15 protein-coding genes are annotated in these 14,919 nt (G+C 64.0%); 7 read left to right on the top strand and 8 right to left on the bottom strand.

Annotated features, from left to right (window positions below; genetic code table 11):
* The 3 genes from yidD to rpmH are packed head-to-tail and all read right to left on the bottom strand — an operon-like array spanning position 1 to position 790.
* Positions 1 to 249 carry a membrane protein insertion efficiency factor YidD gene (yidD, locus tag QZ471_RS15970; RefSeq protein ID WP_295465544.1) on the bottom strand — a complete coding sequence of 83 codons (249 nt, stop codon included), beginning with the start codon at positions 247 to 249 and terminating at the stop codon, positions 1 to 3.
* Complete coding sequence (gene rnpA, locus QZ471_RS15975) at positions 242 to 643, bottom strand: ribonuclease P protein component (RefSeq protein ID WP_295465956.1); 402 nt, start codon at positions 641 to 643, stop codon at positions 242 to 244. The genes yidD and rnpA overlap by 8 nt, the downstream gene beginning before the upstream one ends.
* A 12-nt stretch (positions 644 to 655) precedes the next feature.
* Positions 656 to 790 carry a 50S ribosomal protein L34 gene (rpmH, locus tag QZ471_RS15980; RefSeq protein WP_007160134.1) on the bottom strand — a complete coding sequence of 45 codons (135 nt, stop codon included), beginning with the start codon at positions 788 to 790 and terminating at the stop codon, positions 656 to 658.
* Positions 791 to 1,315: 525 nt separating this feature from the next.
* Between rpmH and dnaA the strand changes: the two genes are divergently transcribed.
* The 4 genes from dnaA to gyrB are packed head-to-tail and all read left to right on the top strand — an operon-like array spanning position 1,316 to position 7,454.
* Entirely contained in the window at positions 1,316 to 2,785 is a 1,470-nt protein-coding gene (gene dnaA, locus QZ471_RS15985) for a chromosomal replication initiator protein DnaA (RefSeq protein WP_295465547.1), read from the top strand.
* A gap of 28 nt (positions 2,786 to 2,813) precedes the next feature.
* On the top strand, positions 2,814 to 3,917 hold the full coding sequence (gene dnaN / locus QZ471_RS15990) for a DNA polymerase III subunit beta (protein ID WP_058761357.1): 1,104 nt from the start codon (positions 2,814 to 2,816) through the stop codon (positions 3,915 to 3,917).
* Between the two features lie 10 nt (positions 3,918 to 3,927).
* Positions 3,928 to 5,037, top strand: a complete 1,110-nt coding sequence (recF, locus tag QZ471_RS15995; RefSeq protein WP_295465550.1) for a DNA replication/repair protein RecF — start codon at positions 3,928 to 3,930, stop codon at positions 5,035 to 5,037.
* A complete protein-coding gene (gene gyrB, locus QZ471_RS16000; RefSeq protein ID WP_295465552.1) occupies positions 5,034 to 7,454 on the top strand; it encodes a DNA topoisomerase (ATP-hydrolyzing) subunit B in 2,421 nt (806 codons plus the stop codon). Before recF ends, gyrB begins: the two co-directional genes overlap by 4 nt.
* A gap of 383 nt (positions 7,455 to 7,837) precedes the next feature.
* Here gyrB and QZ471_RS16005 read toward each other — a convergent pair whose 3' ends face one another.
* From QZ471_RS16005 to glyQ, 4 genes are read right to left on the bottom strand one after another with little or no spacing between them, the layout of a single operon-like run.
* Positions 7,838 to 8,587, bottom strand: a complete 750-nt coding sequence (locus tag QZ471_RS16005) for a lysophospholipid acyltransferase family protein (protein ID WP_295465554.1) — start codon at positions 8,585 to 8,587, stop codon at positions 7,838 to 7,840.
* A complete protein-coding gene (gene gmhB, locus QZ471_RS16010; RefSeq protein WP_295465556.1) occupies positions 8,587 to 9,129 on the bottom strand; it encodes a D-glycero-beta-D-manno-heptose 1,7-bisphosphate 7-phosphatase in 543 nt (180 codons plus the stop codon). Before gmhB ends, QZ471_RS16005 begins: the two co-directional genes overlap by 1 nt.
* A gap of 3 nt (positions 9,130 to 9,132) precedes the next feature.
* Positions 9,133 to 11,190 carry a glycine--tRNA ligase subunit beta gene (gene glyS, locus QZ471_RS16015; RefSeq protein ID WP_295465558.1) on the bottom strand — a complete coding sequence of 686 codons (2,058 nt, stop codon included), beginning with the start codon at positions 11,188 to 11,190 and terminating at the stop codon, positions 9,133 to 9,135.
* Positions 11,190 to 12,155, bottom strand: a complete 966-nt coding sequence (gene glyQ, locus QZ471_RS16020; RefSeq protein ID WP_295465560.1) for a glycine--tRNA ligase subunit alpha — start codon at positions 12,153 to 12,155, stop codon at positions 11,190 to 11,192. Before glyQ ends, glyS begins: the two co-directional genes overlap by 1 nt.
* 426 nt (positions 12,156 to 12,581) lie before the next feature.
* On the opposite strand from glyQ, the gene QZ471_RS16025 reads away from it, so the two are divergent.
* The 3 genes from QZ471_RS16025 (at position 12,582) to QZ471_RS16035 (ending at position 14,548) form a co-directional block, all read left to right on the top strand.
* On the top strand, positions 12,582 to 13,142 hold the full coding sequence (locus QZ471_RS16025) for a DNA-3-methyladenine glycosylase I (RefSeq protein WP_295465562.1): 561 nt from the start codon (positions 12,582 to 12,584) through the stop codon (positions 13,140 to 13,142).
* 114 nt (positions 13,143 to 13,256) lie between these two features.
* Positions 13,257 to 14,144, top strand: a complete 888-nt coding sequence (locus QZ471_RS16030) for a lysophospholipid acyltransferase (protein ID WP_295465564.1) — start codon at positions 13,257 to 13,259, stop codon at positions 14,142 to 14,144.
* A gap of 131 nt (positions 14,145 to 14,275) precedes the next feature.
* Complete coding sequence (locus QZ471_RS16035) at positions 14,276 to 14,548, top strand: PilZ domain-containing protein (protein ID WP_059228619.1); 273 nt, start codon at positions 14,276 to 14,278, stop codon at positions 14,546 to 14,548.
* On the opposite strand, the gene QZ471_RS16040 is transcribed toward QZ471_RS16035, so the two are convergent.
* Entirely contained in the window at positions 14,539 to 14,856 is a 318-nt protein-coding gene (locus tag QZ471_RS16040; protein ID WP_295465566.1) for a tetratricopeptide repeat protein, read from the bottom strand. The two genes, QZ471_RS16035 and QZ471_RS16040, sit on opposite strands and share 10 nt — an antisense overlap.
* Between the last annotated feature and the right edge of the window lie 63 nt (positions 14,857 to 14,919).

Genomic DNA, 14,919 nt, shown 5'->3' on the forward strand with positions numbered 1-14,919 from the left:
TTACTCGGCCATCGAAGAGGTCGGGGCTGGGTTCTTTGCGGGAGGAACGGGATCGTATCCGCCTGGATGCCAGGGATGGCACCGGCACAGACGCCGTGTGGTCAGCCAGCCACCACGCAGCAGACCGTGGCTCTCGATGGCTTCGAGGGCGTAACCGGAACAGGTCGGATAGAAACGACAGCGACTGGCCATCAGAGGGCTGATGGCGTAACGGTAGAAGCGAATCAGCAGCAGGGCCGGTTTACGCATGAGCACCGTCGGGACTGTCGGTTGGGTGGACAACGGCCTTGCTCGCCTGGCGATTGAGACGTTTCCACAGTTGCAGCAGCTGATCGTGCAATTCGGGATTGTCGACTTCACCGAGCCCTTTTCGAGCGACGAAGACGAGATCGAAATTGCCGAGGCGGTCCTGATTCAGACGGAAGGAATCACGGATGACCCGCTTGATGCGATTGCGCTCGACGGAAAGCTTGACGCTTTTCTTGCCGATCACCAGTCCCAGGCGGGAATGGTCGAGCCCATTGGCATGGGCGAGCAGCAGCAGGTGCTTGCCGGATGCCTTGTGGGTGGGAGAGTCAAAGACCGTCTGGAACTGTTGGGAGCTCAGTAAGCGCCTGTCCCGACCGAAACCCTGACTCACCACCTGACCGGGCAATCAGATCGCCAGACGCTTGCGGCCTTTGGCGCGGCGACGGGACAGAACCTGACGGCCGTTCTTGGTTGCCATACGAGCACGGAAACCGTGGACACGGGCGCGCTTCAGGGTGCTGGGTTGGAAGGTGCGTTTCATGGACTTTTACCTAGGTGTAAGCGGCAAGGCATGAGCGCCCCGCGCAAAGAGACCGGGGATTCTAGAGAAAGCCAAGATGCAGGTCAATTTCCAACCAATGCCGGTTGAAGGACCAGGGCGTAAACAAAATCAACAGGTCAGAAGGTTTTAAAGGACTGTTGAAGTGAATATGTATGGATCAGCCGTTTTCTGTGGATAGATCGTGCCAGGGCAGACCACTGCTGGGACGAAGGCGACAGGCAAGTCTGTTGTCAACAGGTGGGGCGAAGGTTGTCAGCCTGGGCAGAGGGTGTGGATAACAGCGGCATTTACGCACAGCGGGATTATCCACAGCGAAAAACCCCCAGCTGTCCAGAGTGGTCAGGCGGCGTTATCCACAGTGCTGACGGTAGCCGTTGCGGCGCAGGATGGCGAAGCGTCCATCCAAGGGGAAAGTACCTGGGCGTGTGGATAACCTGGGTGGGGAGGGATACAATGGGCGTTTGCTCATGGCCCGTCTGGGCCGCGAAAGTCCCGGGAGACGCTGTGTCGGTCGAACTCTGGCAACGTTGCGTGGAAGTACTGCGCGACGAGTTGCCCTCGCAACAATTCAATACCTGGATCCGGCCACTGCAGGTGGAAGCGGAAGGGGATGAGCTGCGGGTGTTCGCGCCCAATCGCTTCGTGCTCGATTGGGTCAACGAGAAATACCTGAGCCGGGTTCTCGAGTTGCTCGAGGAGCATGCCGACGACGGCATCGCGCCGGTGCTTTCCTTATTGATCGGCAGCAAGCGCAGCAACAAGCCGCGTCCGACGCAGACGCCCAGCAGTCAAGGCACGCCGCTGCCACCACCGGTACAGGCACCGCAGCCGATCCAGTCGGACATCGTCACCGCAGGCGTAGCCCTGGAAGACGTGACGGCGGAACTGGCCGAAGCCGACGAGCCAGCGGTCAAGACCGAACGTACCGTGCAGGTGGAGGGTGCGCTCAAGCACACCAGCTATCTCAACCGTACCTTCACCTTCGAGAACTTCGTCGAGGGTAAGTCCAACCAGCTGGCCCGCGCCGCGGCCTGGCAGGTGGCGGACAATCCCAAGCATGGCTACAACCCGCTCTTCCTTTATGGGGGCGTGGGGCTGGGTAAGACCCACCTGATGCATGCGGTGGGCAACCATCTGCTCAAGCGCAATCCGAACGCCAAGATCGTCTACCTGCATTCGGAGCGCTTCGTCGCCGACATGGTCAAGGCGCTGCAACTCAACGCCATCAACGAATTCAAGCGCTTCTACCGCTCAGTGGATGCCCTGCTGATCGATGACATCCAGTTCTTCGCCCGCAAGGAGCGCTCGCAGGAAGAGTTTTTCCACACCTTCAATGCCCTGCTCGAAGGTGGACAACAGGTGATCCTCACCAGCGACCGCTATCCCAAGGAGATCGATGGCCTGGAGGAGCGGCTCAAGTCGCGCTTCGGCTGGGGTCTCACCGTGGCGGTGGAGCCGCCGGAGCTGGAGACGCGGGTGGCGATCCTGATGAAGAAGGCCGATCAGGCCAAGGTCGACCTGCCCCACGATGCGGCCTTCTTCATCGCCCAGCGCATCCGCTCCAACGTGCGGGAACTGGAAGGGGCGCTCAAGCGGGTGATCGCCCATGCCCACTTCATGGGCCGCGATATCACCATCGAGTTGATCCGCGAATCGCTCAAGGACCTCCTGGCGCTGCAGGACAAGTTGGTCAGCATCGACAACATCCAGCGCACCGCGGCCGAGTACTACAAAATTAAGATCGCCGATCTGCTGTCGAAACGCCGCTCGCGTTCGGTGGCCCGGCCGCGGCAGGTGGCCATGGCGCTGTCCAAGGAATTGACCAACCATAGCCTGCCGGAAATCGGCGATGCCTTTGGCGGACGCGATCATACGACGGTGCTGCACGCCTGTCGCAAGATCGCCGAACTTCGGGAATCCGACGCGGATATCCGCGAGGATTACAAGAACCTGCTGCGTACCCTGACCACCTGACGGACGCGGCTCTGGCAAGGACCTGACCATGCATTTCACCATTCAACGCGAAGCCCTGTTGAAACCGCTGCAACTGGTGGCCGGTGTCGTGGAACGTCGGCAAACGCTGCCGGTGCTGTCCAACGTACTCCTGGTCGTGGAAGGCCAGCGCCTGTCGCTGACCGGTACCGACCTGGAAGTCGAGCTGGTTGGCCGGGTCGAGCTGGAAGAAGCCGCCGAAGCCGGCGAGATCACCGTGCCGGCGCGCAAGCTCATGGACATCTGCAAGAGCCTGCAGCCCGATGCGCTGATCGACATCCGCACCGAGGAGCAGAAACTGCTGATCCGTTCCGGCCGCAGCCGCTTCACTCTGTCCACTCTGCCGGCCAATGACTTCCCCACCGTGGAGGAAGGTCCGGGTTCGTTGAAGTTCAGCATTCCCCAGGGCCGCCTGCGCCGCCTGATCGAGCGCACCGGCTTCGCCATGGCTCAGCAGGATGTGCGCTACTACCTCAATGGCATGCTGCTGGAAGCCAGCACCGGTCGCCTGCGTGCCGTGGCCACCGATGGTCACCGCCTGGCCATGTGCATGCTGGAGGCCGATGTGGAACAGGCCGAGAAGCACCAGGTCATCGTGCCGCGCAAGGGCATCCTGGAATTGTCGCGCCTGCTCACCGAGCCGGAAGAGCCGGTCAACGTGGTCTTGGGGCAGCATCATATCCGCGCCACCACCGGTGATTTCACCTTCACCTCCAAGCTGGTGGACGGCAAGTTCCCCGACTACGAGCGCGTGCTGCCGCGCCATGGCGACAAGCTGGTGCTGGGTGAACGCCAGCATCTGCGCGAGGCGTTCAGCCGCACCGCCATCCTCTCCAACGAGAAGTACCGTGGCATCCGCCTGCAGCTGGAAAATGGCTTCATGAAGATCCAGGCCAACAACCCGGAGCAGGAAGAGGCCGAGGAAGAGCTGCAGGTCGACTACGACGGCGGCAGCCTGGAGATCGGCTTCAATGTCAGCTACCTGCTCGACGTGCTCGGTGTGATGACCACCGACCAGGTGCGCATCACCCTGTCCGATTCCAGCAGCAGCGCGCTGTTGCAGGAGGCGGGCAATGACGATTCCTCCTACGTCGTGATGCCGATGCGCCTCTGATCGCCGCTCGATGACGCTGATCCGCTTCAACGCCGACCGCCTGCGCAATCTGCAGGCGGTCGCGCTTCAGCCCTCGCCACGGGTCAACCTCCTGCACGGCGCGAACGGTAGCGGCAAGACCAGCCTGCTGGAGGCCATCCATCTGCTGGGGCTCGCGCGCTCCTTTCGCAGCACCAAGCTGGCGCCGGTCATCCAGCACGAGCAGGCCAGTTGCACGGTGTTCGGCCAGGTGCGGCTGCCCGGGGGCCAGGATTGCAACCTGGGCATCCAGCGCGAGCGCGGCGGCGACTACCAGATCCGCATCAATAGCGAGAATGCCCGTAGCGCGGCGCAGTTGGCCGAGGTGCTGCCGCTGCAGTTGATCAACCCCGATGGCTTCCGCCTGCTCGAAGGCAGTCCCAAGATCAGGCGGCAGTTTCTCGACTGGGGGGTGTTCCACGAGGAACAGCGTTTCCTACCCCTGTGGCAACGCCTGCAAAAGGCGCTCAGGCAGCGAAATCACTGGCTTAGACGTGGTAAAATCGACCCAGCGGCCCAGGCTGCCTGGGATCAGGAACTGGCCCTGGCCAGTGGCGAGATCGATGGCTTTCGCCAGGCCTACATCCAGCGCCTGAAGCCGGAATTCACCGCGGTGTTGGCCGAGCTGATCCAGCTCGACGGCCTGACCCTGAGTTACTACCGCGGCTGGGACCGCGAGCGCGATCTGCGCGAGGTGCTGGCGGACAGTCTGCCGCGGGATCTGCAGCTGGGGCATACCCAGGCTGGCCCGCAGCGCGCCGATCTGCGGATCCGCATCGGCAATCACAACGCGGCGGACATCCTGTCGCGCGGCCAGCAGAAGCTGGTGGTGTGCGCACTGCGCATCGCCCAGGGCCGGCTGGTCAACCAGGTCAAGCGAGGCCAGTGCGTCTATCTCATCGACGACCTGCCTTCGGAACTGGACGAGGGACACCGGCTGGCCTTGTGCCGGCTGCTGGAGGCACTGGAGTGCCAAGTCTTCATCACCTGTGTCGAGCGCGAGACGCTACAGGCCGCCTGGCGGCCGGAGACAGAGGTCAGCGTGTTCCACGTGGAACACGGCCATATCAAGCAGACCCACACTAGCGGGAGCCAAGCATGAGCGAGACCAATACCTACGACTCTTCCAGCATCAAGGTGCTGAAGGGACTGGATGCCGTGCGCAAGCGCCCCGGCATGTACATCGGTGACACCGATGACGGCACCGGCCTGCACCACATGGTCTTCGAGGTGGTGGACAACTCCATCGACGAGGCGCTGGCGGGCTTCTGCAGCGAGATCAGCATCACCATCCACATGGATGAATCCATCACCGTGCGCGACAACGGTCGTGGCATCCCGGTGGACATCCACAAGGAAGAAGGCGTCTCGGCGGCGGAGGTCATCATGACCGTGCTGCACGCCGGCGGTAAGTTCGACGACAATACCTACAAGGTGTCCGGCGGCCTGCACGGCGTGGGCGTCTCAGTAGTGAACGCCCTGTCCGAGGAACTGCGGCTGACCATTCGCCGCGCCGGCCAGGTGTGGGAGCAGGTCTATGTGCACGGCGTGCCCCAGGCGCCGCTGGCGGTGATCGGCGAGACCGACACCACCGGTACCCAGGTACACTTCAAGCCCTCGGCGGCGACCTTCAACAACATCCAGTTCAGCTGGGACATTCTCGCCAAGCGCATCCGTGAGCTGTCCTTCCTCAACTCCGGCGTCGGCATCCTGCTGCGCGACGAGCGCACCGGCAAGGAAGAGCTGTTCAAGTACGAAGGCGGTCTGCGCGCCTTCGTCGACTACCTGAACACCAACAAGAGCGCGGTGAACCAGGTGTTCCACTTCCAGGTGCAGCGCGAAGACGACGGCGTCGGCGTGGAAGTGGCGCTGCAGTGGAACGACAGCTTCAACGAGAACATCCTCTGCTTCACCAACAACATCCCGCAGCGCGACGGCGGTACCCACTTGGCGGGCTTCCGTTCGGCACTGACGCGCAACCTGAACAACTACATCGAGGCCGAGGGCCTGGCAAAGAAGTTCAAGGTGGCCACCACCGGTGACGACGCCCGGGAAGGCCTGACTGCCATCATCTCGGTGAAGGTGCCGGATCCCAAGTTCTCCTCCCAGACCAAGGACAAGCTGGTCTCTTCCGAGGTGAAGACCGCGGTGGAACAGGAGATGGGCAAGCACTTCTCTGACTTCCTGCTGGAGAACCCCAACGAAGCCAAGGCGGTGGTCGGCAAGATGATCGACGCCGCGCGGGCCCGGGAAGCGGCTCGCAAGGCGCGGGAGATGACCCGCCGCAAGGGCGCGCTGGACATCGCCGGCCTGCCGGGCAAGCTGGCGGACTGCCAGGAGAAGGACCCGGCGCTCTCCGAACTCTACATCGTGGAGGGTGACTCCGCCGGTGGTTCGGCCAAGCAGGGTCGCAACCGGCGCACCCAGGCGATCCTGCCGCTCAAGGGCAAGATCCTCAACGTGGAGAAGGCGCGCTTCGACAAGATGCTCTCCTCCCAGGAAGTGGGCACCCTGATCACCGCCCTGGGCTGCGGTATCGGTCGCGAAGAATTCAACATCGACAAGCTGCGCTACCACAACATCATCATCATGACCGATGCCGATGTGGACGGTTCGCACATCCGTACCCTGCTGCTGACCTTCTTCTTCCGCCAGATGCCGCTATTGATCGAGCGCGGCTACATCTATATCGCCCAGCCGCCGCTGTACAAGGTGAAGCGTGGCAAGCAGGAGCAGTACATCAAGGACGACGAGGCGATGGAGGAATACCTGACCCAGACCGCCCTCGAGGAAGCCAGCCTGCACGTCAACGAGAACGCCCCGGGACTGTCCGGCGTGGAACTCGAGAAGCTGGTGAACAACTATCGTCAGGTGATGAAGACCTTCAAGCGCCTGTCGCGCCTCTACCCGGCCGACATCAGCGAGCATCTGCTCTACCTACCTCGCGTGGGTCTGGAGCAGTTGGGCGACGAGGCTGCCATGCGTCAATGGCTGGCCGGCTTCGAAGCGCGTCTGAAGGCTGCCGAGCGTAACGGCACCACCTACACCATCAGCCTGCGCGAGGATCGCGAGCGCAGCCTGTGGCTGCCGGAAGTCGAGACCCGTGCCCATGGCCTGTCCAGCTACGTCACTTTCAATCGGGATTTCTTCGGCAGCAACGATTACCGCCTGGTGACCGAACTGGCCGCCCAGCTGGACAACCTGTTGGAGGAAGGCGCCTATGCCAAGCGCGGCGAACGCCGGCGCCCGGTGAGCACCTTCAAGGAAGCCTGGGAATGGCTGATGAACGAGACCAGCAAGAGATTCAACATCCAGCGCTATAAGGGCCTGGGTGAGATGAATCCGGATCAGCTGTGGGAAACCACCATGGACCCGAACGTGCGCCGTATGCTCAAGGTGACCATCGAGGACGCCATTGCTGCCGACCAGATCTTCAATACCCTGATGGGCGACCAGGTGGAGCCGCGCCGCGACTTCATCGAGAGCAATGCCCTGGCGGTATCCAACCTCGACGTCTGATCGAACTCGGTTATGCACAAGCCCCGCCATGCGGGGCTTTTTTGTGGAAAACATTCTGGCCAGAGAGGCTGGCCCTTTCGTTCCCAAAGCGGAACGCCGCTCATCTTATAGCCAGATGTTTTGTGGATAGTTTTGTTCAGCGTCTTTTCGCCACTCTGCCAAAAACACGCAAAGAGGCCGTGCCATGCGGCATAGAGACACAGGCTATAACGGAAGGCCCTGTGGATAAGCCTGGGAATAAGCTTGTAGGTACTTGTGGAATACGGTCCGTTAGGAGTAGGCAGCCGTCCGCGACGACCCTGGCGACTTGGGTAGAGTCTGTGGATAAGTCTGTGGGAAAGTAGAGGAAAACCGGGGGATCGCCAGGCCACGGGGCCTGGCGGTCAGGCCACGCAGCGCTGCGCCTGGCTGGCGTCGGGCTTGGGAGCGAGGGCCTGTTCGATGAAGGCGAAGCAGCGAGCATTGAGATCGACGATGGCACGCGGATCCTGGCCCTGGGGATAGAGCAACGGGCCGATGCTGACCTTGATGGTCCCCGGCGACTTGATCCAGGAGCGATTGGGCCAGTAGGCGCCAGCGTCATGGGCGATGGGCAGGATGGGTACGTTCAGGCTGCAGGCCAGGGCGGCGCCGCCGCGGGAGAACTTGCCCATCTGGCCGTGATCGATGCGGGTGCCCTGGGGAAAGATCAGCACCCAGCAACCCTGGGCCAGGTAGCGACCGCCCTGCTCCGTCAACTGCTGCAGGGCCAGCTTGCCGTTGTCACGGTCGATGGCGATCGGCTTGAGCAGCGAAAAGGCCCAGCCAAAGAAGGGAATCCGCAGTAATTCGCGCTTGATCACCTGGGAGGTGGGCTCGAACTGGGCGGACAGGAAGAAGGTTTCCCAGGTGCTCTGGTGATTGGCCACGATCACGCAGGGCTGTGCGGGGACGTTTTCCAGGCCTGAGATCTCGTAGCGGATACCGCAGATGACCTTGGCCAGCCAGACGGCGAAACCGGTCCAGGCCTTGACCACCAGCCGATAGCGGGCGCGATAGGCGAGGAAGGGCGCGATCAGCAGGCTGACGCAGGACCAGAGGATGCCGCTGGTGCCCAGCAGCAGGTAGAACAGCAGGGTACGCAAGAGCCGCATCAGGGCGCTTCCTCCAGCAGGTGATCGGCCACCGCGGCCAGGTCGGCGAAGACCCGGGTGCCGGATGGCAAAGGCTTGGCCAGGGTACGCTCGCCCTTGCCGGTACGTACCAGGTAGGGTGTGCAGCCGAGCGCCACGCCGGCTTCCAGGTCGCGCAGGCTGTCGCCCACTACCGGCACGCCGCTCAGGTCGGTACGGCCATAGTGCTGGGCGATGGCACGAAACAGGCCCGGCAGCGGCTTGCGACAGTCGCAGCCCGCTTCCGGGCCGTGGGGACAGTGCAGGACGAGGTCGACTCGACCGCCCTCCTCCGCCAGCAGGCGCTGCAGTTTCTCGTGCATGGCTGCCAGGTCGTCTTCGGTGAAGTAACCGCGGGTCAGGCCGGACTGATTGGTGGCCACGGCCACCTGCCAGCCGGCCCGGTTCAGCCGGGCGATGGCCGCGAGGCTGCCGGGCAGCGGTTGCCACTGCTCGGCGCTGCGCACGTAGTCATCGGAATCGACATTGATGACGCCGTCGCGGTCCAGCACGATCAACTTCATGACCTAGCCCAGCACCGAGATGTCGGCGATGCCGAGGAACAGGCCACGCAGGTGGGCGAGCAGCGCATAGCGATTGGCGCGGACGCGTTCGTCCTCGGCGTTGACCAGCACCTCGTCGAAGAAGGCATCCACCGGCGCCCGCAGGTTGGCCAGGCGCTCCAGGGCTTCGCGATAGCGGCGGGCGGCGGCCAGGGGCGCCGCGTCACGCTCGGCGGCGGCAATGGCTGCGGCCAGGGTACGCTCGGCGTCGGTTTCGAACAGCGCAGCATCGGCCTGGGTGGCGACCGTGCCCTCGAACTTGCCGAGCAGGTTGGAGACGCGCTTGTTGGCAGCGGCCAGGGCTTCGGCCTCGGGCAGGCGACGGAAGGCCTGTACGGCCTGGACGCGCTGATCGAAGTCCAGCGCCGAGGCCGGGCGCAGGGCACGGACTGCCAGGTAGGCGGCGGTATCGACGCCTTCATCCTCATAGCGTGCCCGCAGGCGATCGAAGACGAAGTCCAACACCTGCTCCTGCAGGCCCTCGGCCTTGACCCGCTCGCCATAACCGGCGATGGCGAAGGCGACGGCGGCCGGCAGATCCAGCTCCAGCTGCTTCTCGATGAGGATACGCAGCACGCCCAGGGCCTGGCGACGCAGGGCGAAGGGGTCCTTGCTGCCGGTGGGCAGCATGCCGATGCCGAAGATGCCGACCAGGGTATCGAGCTTGTCGGCCAGGGCCACGGCGGCCCCCGTCAGGGTCTGCGGCAATTCGGCGCCGGCGCCGCGCGGCATGTACTGCTCGTTGAGCGCCAGGGCCACGTCATCGGCCTCGCCGCCCTTCTTGGCGTAATAGTAGCCGGCGATGCCCTGCATTTCGGGGAATTCGCCGACCATCTCGGTGGCCAGGTCGCACTTGGCGAGGATGCCGGCACGGCGGGCACGCTCGGCGTCACCGCCGATCTGTTCGGCGATGAAGCCGGCCAGGGCGGCGACACGCTGGGCCTTGTCGTAGACGGAACCGAGCTGGGCCTGGAAGACCACGTTCTTCAGGCGCTCGTTGAAGCTTTCCAGCGGCTGCTTCTGGTCCTGCTTGAAGAAGAACTCGGCGTCGGTGAGACGGGGGCGGACCACCTTCTCGTTGCCGCTAACGATCTGCGCCGGGTCCTTGCTCTCCAGGTTGGCCACGGTGATGAAGCGCGGCAGCAGCTTGCCCTGGGCATCCAGCAGGCAGAAGTACTTCTGGTTGTCCTGCATGGTGGTGATCAGGGCTTCCTGGGGCACTTCGAGGAAGCGTTCCTCGAAGGCGCAGACCAGCGGCACCGGCCATTCCACCAGGGCGGTCACCTCGTCCAGCAGCGCGGGCGGCACCACGGCGCTGCCCTGCTCCGCCGCGGCCAGTTCGGCCACGCGGGACTCGATGAGCTGGCGGCGCTCGGTGAAGTCGGCCAATACATGGGCGGCGCGCAGGTCGGCGAGGTAGCTGGCCGGGGCATTGATGCGCACGGCGTCGGGATGGTGGAAGCGATGGCCGCGGGAGTCACGACCGGCGCGGCGGGTGAGGATCTCGCAATCGATCACCTGGTCGCCCAGCAGCATCACCAGCCACTGGGTCGGACGGACGAATTCCTCGCGGCGGGCGGCCCAGCGCATGCGCTTGGGAATCGGCAGCTCGGCCAGGGAGGCTTCGACGATACCAGGCAGCAGGCTGGCCGCCGGCTGGCCGGGGATGCTCTGGGAGAATCTCAGCTTGGGACCGCTGCGATCGATGGCGCTGATGTCGACGCCGCACTTGCGGGCGAAGCCCAGGGCCGCCTGGGTCGGTTGGCCATCGGCGCCGAAGGCGGCCTGGATCGGCGGGCCGTCCAGGTTGACGCTACGCTCGGGCTGCTGGGTCTGCAGGGCTTCGACCAGCACCGCCAGGCGGCGCGGTGCGGCATAGGCGCGGGCGCTGCTGTAGCCGAGGCCGGCCTGCTTGAGGCCTTTCTCGATTCCGGCGAGGAAGCTGTCGCCGAGGGTCTTGAGCGCCTTGGGTGGCAGTTCTTCGGTGCCCAGTTCGACCAGGAAATCCAGATGGGTGCTCATCATTCGCCCTCCTTGAGCAGCGCTTGGACGTCGTCGCGACCCAGGACCTCGTCACGCAGCGCGGCGGTGGCCAGCGGGAAGCCCAGGCGGGCACGGGCCTTGAAGTAGCCCTGGGCGACATTGCGCGCCAGGGTGCGCACGCGCAGGATGTAGCGCTGGCGCTCGGTCACCGAGATGGCGCGACGGGCGTCCAGCAGGTTGAAGGTGTGGGAGGCCTTGAGCACCATCTCGTAGGTGGGCAGCGGCAGGTCCAGGGCGATCAGACGATTGGCCTCGGACTCGTAGAAGTCGAACAGCTCGAACAGCTTGGGCACGTTGGCGTGCTCGAAGTTGTAGGTGCTCTGCTCCACCTCGTTCTGGTGAAAGACGTCGCCGTAGGTCACGGTGCCGAAGGGGCCGTCGGCCCAGATCAGGTCGTAGACCGAGTCCACGCCCTGCAGGTACATGGCCAGGCGCTCCAGGCCATAGGTGATCTCGCCGGTCACCGGGTAGCACTCGAGACCGCCGGCTTGCTGGAAGTAGGTGAACTGGGTGACTTCCATGCCGTTGAGCCAGACTTCCCAGCCCAGACCCCAGGCGCCCAGGGTGGGCGATTCCCAGTTGTCCTCGACGAAGCGCACGTCGTGCACCAGCGGGTCCAGGCCGATGGCGGCCAGGGAGCCCAGGTACAGCTCCTGGAAGTTATCCGGATTGGGCTTCAACACCACCTGGAACTGGTAGTAGTGCTGCAGGCGATTGGGGTTCTCGCCGTAGCGGCCGTCGGTGGGGCGGCGGCTGGGCTGCACGTAGGCGGCGTTCCAGGTCTCGGGACCGATGGCGCGCAGGAAGGTGGCGGTGTGGAAGGTACCGGCGCCGACTTCCATGTCATAGGGCTGAAGTACCACGCAGCCCTGCTCGGCCCAGTATTGCTGCAAGGCCAGGATCAAGTCTTGGAAGGTGCGCACGGTGGGCTTGGACTGGCTCACGAAAGATACCCGTTCGGCTGCGACGAAAAGCCGGGGAGTATAGCTGAAAGCCAGGGGTGATCGCATGGGCTCATAGGGCTGCCGGGCGGTATTTGGCGGGGCAGTTGCCTGCTCGGGTTATCGCGCCATAGCGGTTCGCCGATGCGGTCGCTCCTAAGAGAGGCATGTTTGTAGGAGCAACTGTCTTTATCGCCCTTAATCGCGGCCATGGGCCGCTCCTACTGCGGATGAGGCTTTTGTCGGAGCGGTCGCATCGGCGAACCGCCATGGCCGCGATACATGTGTAGCCCGTTGGTAGTGTGGAAAATCGCCTGGGAGAGGAATCTTCGCTGTCATGGTGGTCCGCCGATGAATCCGTTGGACTCGTCTCCTCTGCCTGGCAATTGCGCTAAGGTGTTGCCTTCCGCCCTCCTCCGAGCCGTAGCCATGCCGCGTTGCTTCTGGTGCACCGCCGATCCGCTGTACATCGACTACCACGACCGCGAATGGGGCGTACCCCAGCGCGATCCGGCGGTGCTCTTCGAATTCCTCTTGCTGGAGGGCTTCCAGGCGGGGCTGTCGTGGATCACCATCCTCAAGAAGCGCGAACGCTATCGCCAGGTGCTGCACGGCTTCGATCCCCAGCGCCTGGCGCGGCTCACCGACGCGGAGATCGAGGAATTGATGCAGGACCCGGGCATCATCCGCAATCGCGCCAAATTGCGCGCCGCCCGGCAGAACGCCCAGGCCTGGCTGAAACTGGACGACCCCGCTGGCTGGCTGTGGTCCTTCGTCGGCGGCGCACCGAAGATCAACCGCTTCCAGGATCGCAGCGAAGTCCCGGCCATCACCCCGGAGGCCGAGGCCATGAGCAAGGCACTCAAGAAGGCCGGCTTCACCTTCGTTGGCCCGACCATCTGCTACGCCTTCATGCAGGCCATGGGTCTGGTGATGGACCATACCCTCGATTGCGACCGCCATGCCGAACTGACCCACTCGTCGGCATGAGTGCAGCAAAAGGCGAATGTATCGTCGGCAGTAGAGGCGAACCTTAGGTTTTCTTAACGTTTCCAGGGTTTGTAGACGGTAAACTGTCCGTGCATTCAGACAGGAGCTCCTCTTTTGGAAAGATTCAAAGGCGCGCTGATGATCGCCTTCCTGCGCCTTTTCGCCCTGCTGCCCTGGCCGCTGGTCCAGCGTCTGGGCGGATTCATCGGCTGGTGCATGTGGAAGCTGCCGACCCGCGCCAGCAAGGTCACCCGCATCAATCTCGCCCATTGCTTCCCCGAACTCGATGCCGAACGCCTCGAGCGGCTGTCGCGCGAGTGCCTGCGCGGCATCGGCAAGACCTTGACCGAGAGCGCCTGCGCCTGGATCTGGTCGCCGCAGCGCTCCCTGCGCCTGGTGCGCGAGGTGGAAGGCATGGACGTGCTGCAGGAAGCCCTGACCTCGGGCGATGGCGTGGTGGGCATCACCAGCCACCTGGGCAACTGGGAATTGCTCAACCACTTCTATTGCTCCCATGCCAAGCCGATCATCTTCTACCGGCCGCCCAAGCTGAAGGCGGTGGACGAGTTGCTCAAGCGCCAGCGGGTACAGCTGGGCAACCGGGTGGCGCCGTCCACGCCGGAAGGCATCATCAGCGTGATCAAGGAAGTCCGTCGCGGTGGCGCCGTGGGTATTCCGGCCGATCCCGAGCCGAGCCGCAGCGCCGGCCTCTTCGTGCCCTTTCTCGGCACCACGGCCCTGACCAGCAAGTTCGTGCCTTCGCTGCTGGCGCGCGGCAAGGCGCGCGGGGTGTTCTTCCATGCGGTACGCCTGGAGGACGGTAGTGGCTACAAGGTGATCCTGGAGGCGGCGCCCCAGGCCATGTACGACCCGAACCCGGAAGTGTCGGTCGCCGCCATGAGCGAGGTGCTGGCCGGCTACGTGCGCCGCTATCCCACCCAGTACATGTGGAGCATGAAGAGATTCAAGAATCGCCCGGATGGCGAGGAGAAGTGGTACTGAGTCGCTGGCGGCGGGTCGACTGATCGCTCGGCTGGCCGTCGGGACCGTTCGGTCGGTGCGGGGCTGACAGCCGCTGGGCTTTGCCGGAAGCTGCGACGACCCAAGGAAGCGCCTAGCCAGGGAGTCAGGCGATGAATTCGCGCGACCAACGCCAGCATACCCGTACCCCGCTCAAGTGCCGGCTGTGGATCGCCTATCCGGATGGCGAGATCGTGGGCGAGACGCGCGACCTGTCCGACGGCGGCGTCTATGTGGTGCATCCCGAGCTGACCCGACTGGCGCGGGGGACCCGGGTTATCGGCCAGGTGCTCGACCTGCCGATGGAGGCGCCCAAGGTGACCATGGAAGTCATGCGTACCGATGGTCAGGGCGCTGGCTTGAGATTCCTGCGCGATCAGGACTGAGCGCGGCGCGCCAGGCGCTTGAGGAACACCGTCATCTCCTTTTCCGCCTGCTTGTCGCCCTTGGCCTGCGCCGCCTGCAGGCCCTGGGTCCAGGCCGCCCCGGCGCTGACCAGGTCGCCACTCCCCTCATGGGCCTTGCCCAGCAGCTTCCAGGCCGCTGAATAGGCCGGATCGAATTCGACGCAACGCGCTAGGTGCTCGATCGCCCGTGCAGGCTCTCCGGCATCCAGATAACCCTTGCCCAGGCCGAATCTCAGCAGGGCGTTGTCCTGGCCGCGGGCGAGCATCTTCTCCAGGGATTCGAGCATGGCGGGTTCCGATTAGGCAGATGAGGAAGGCTGATTAAGAGCCCTCGAGCCGGCCATTCTGCC

The sequence above is a fragment of the uncultured Pseudomonas sp. genome (genome assembly GCF_913774235.1).
Lineage (GTDB): Bacteria > Pseudomonadota > Gammaproteobacteria > Pseudomonadales > Pseudomonadaceae > Chryseomonas.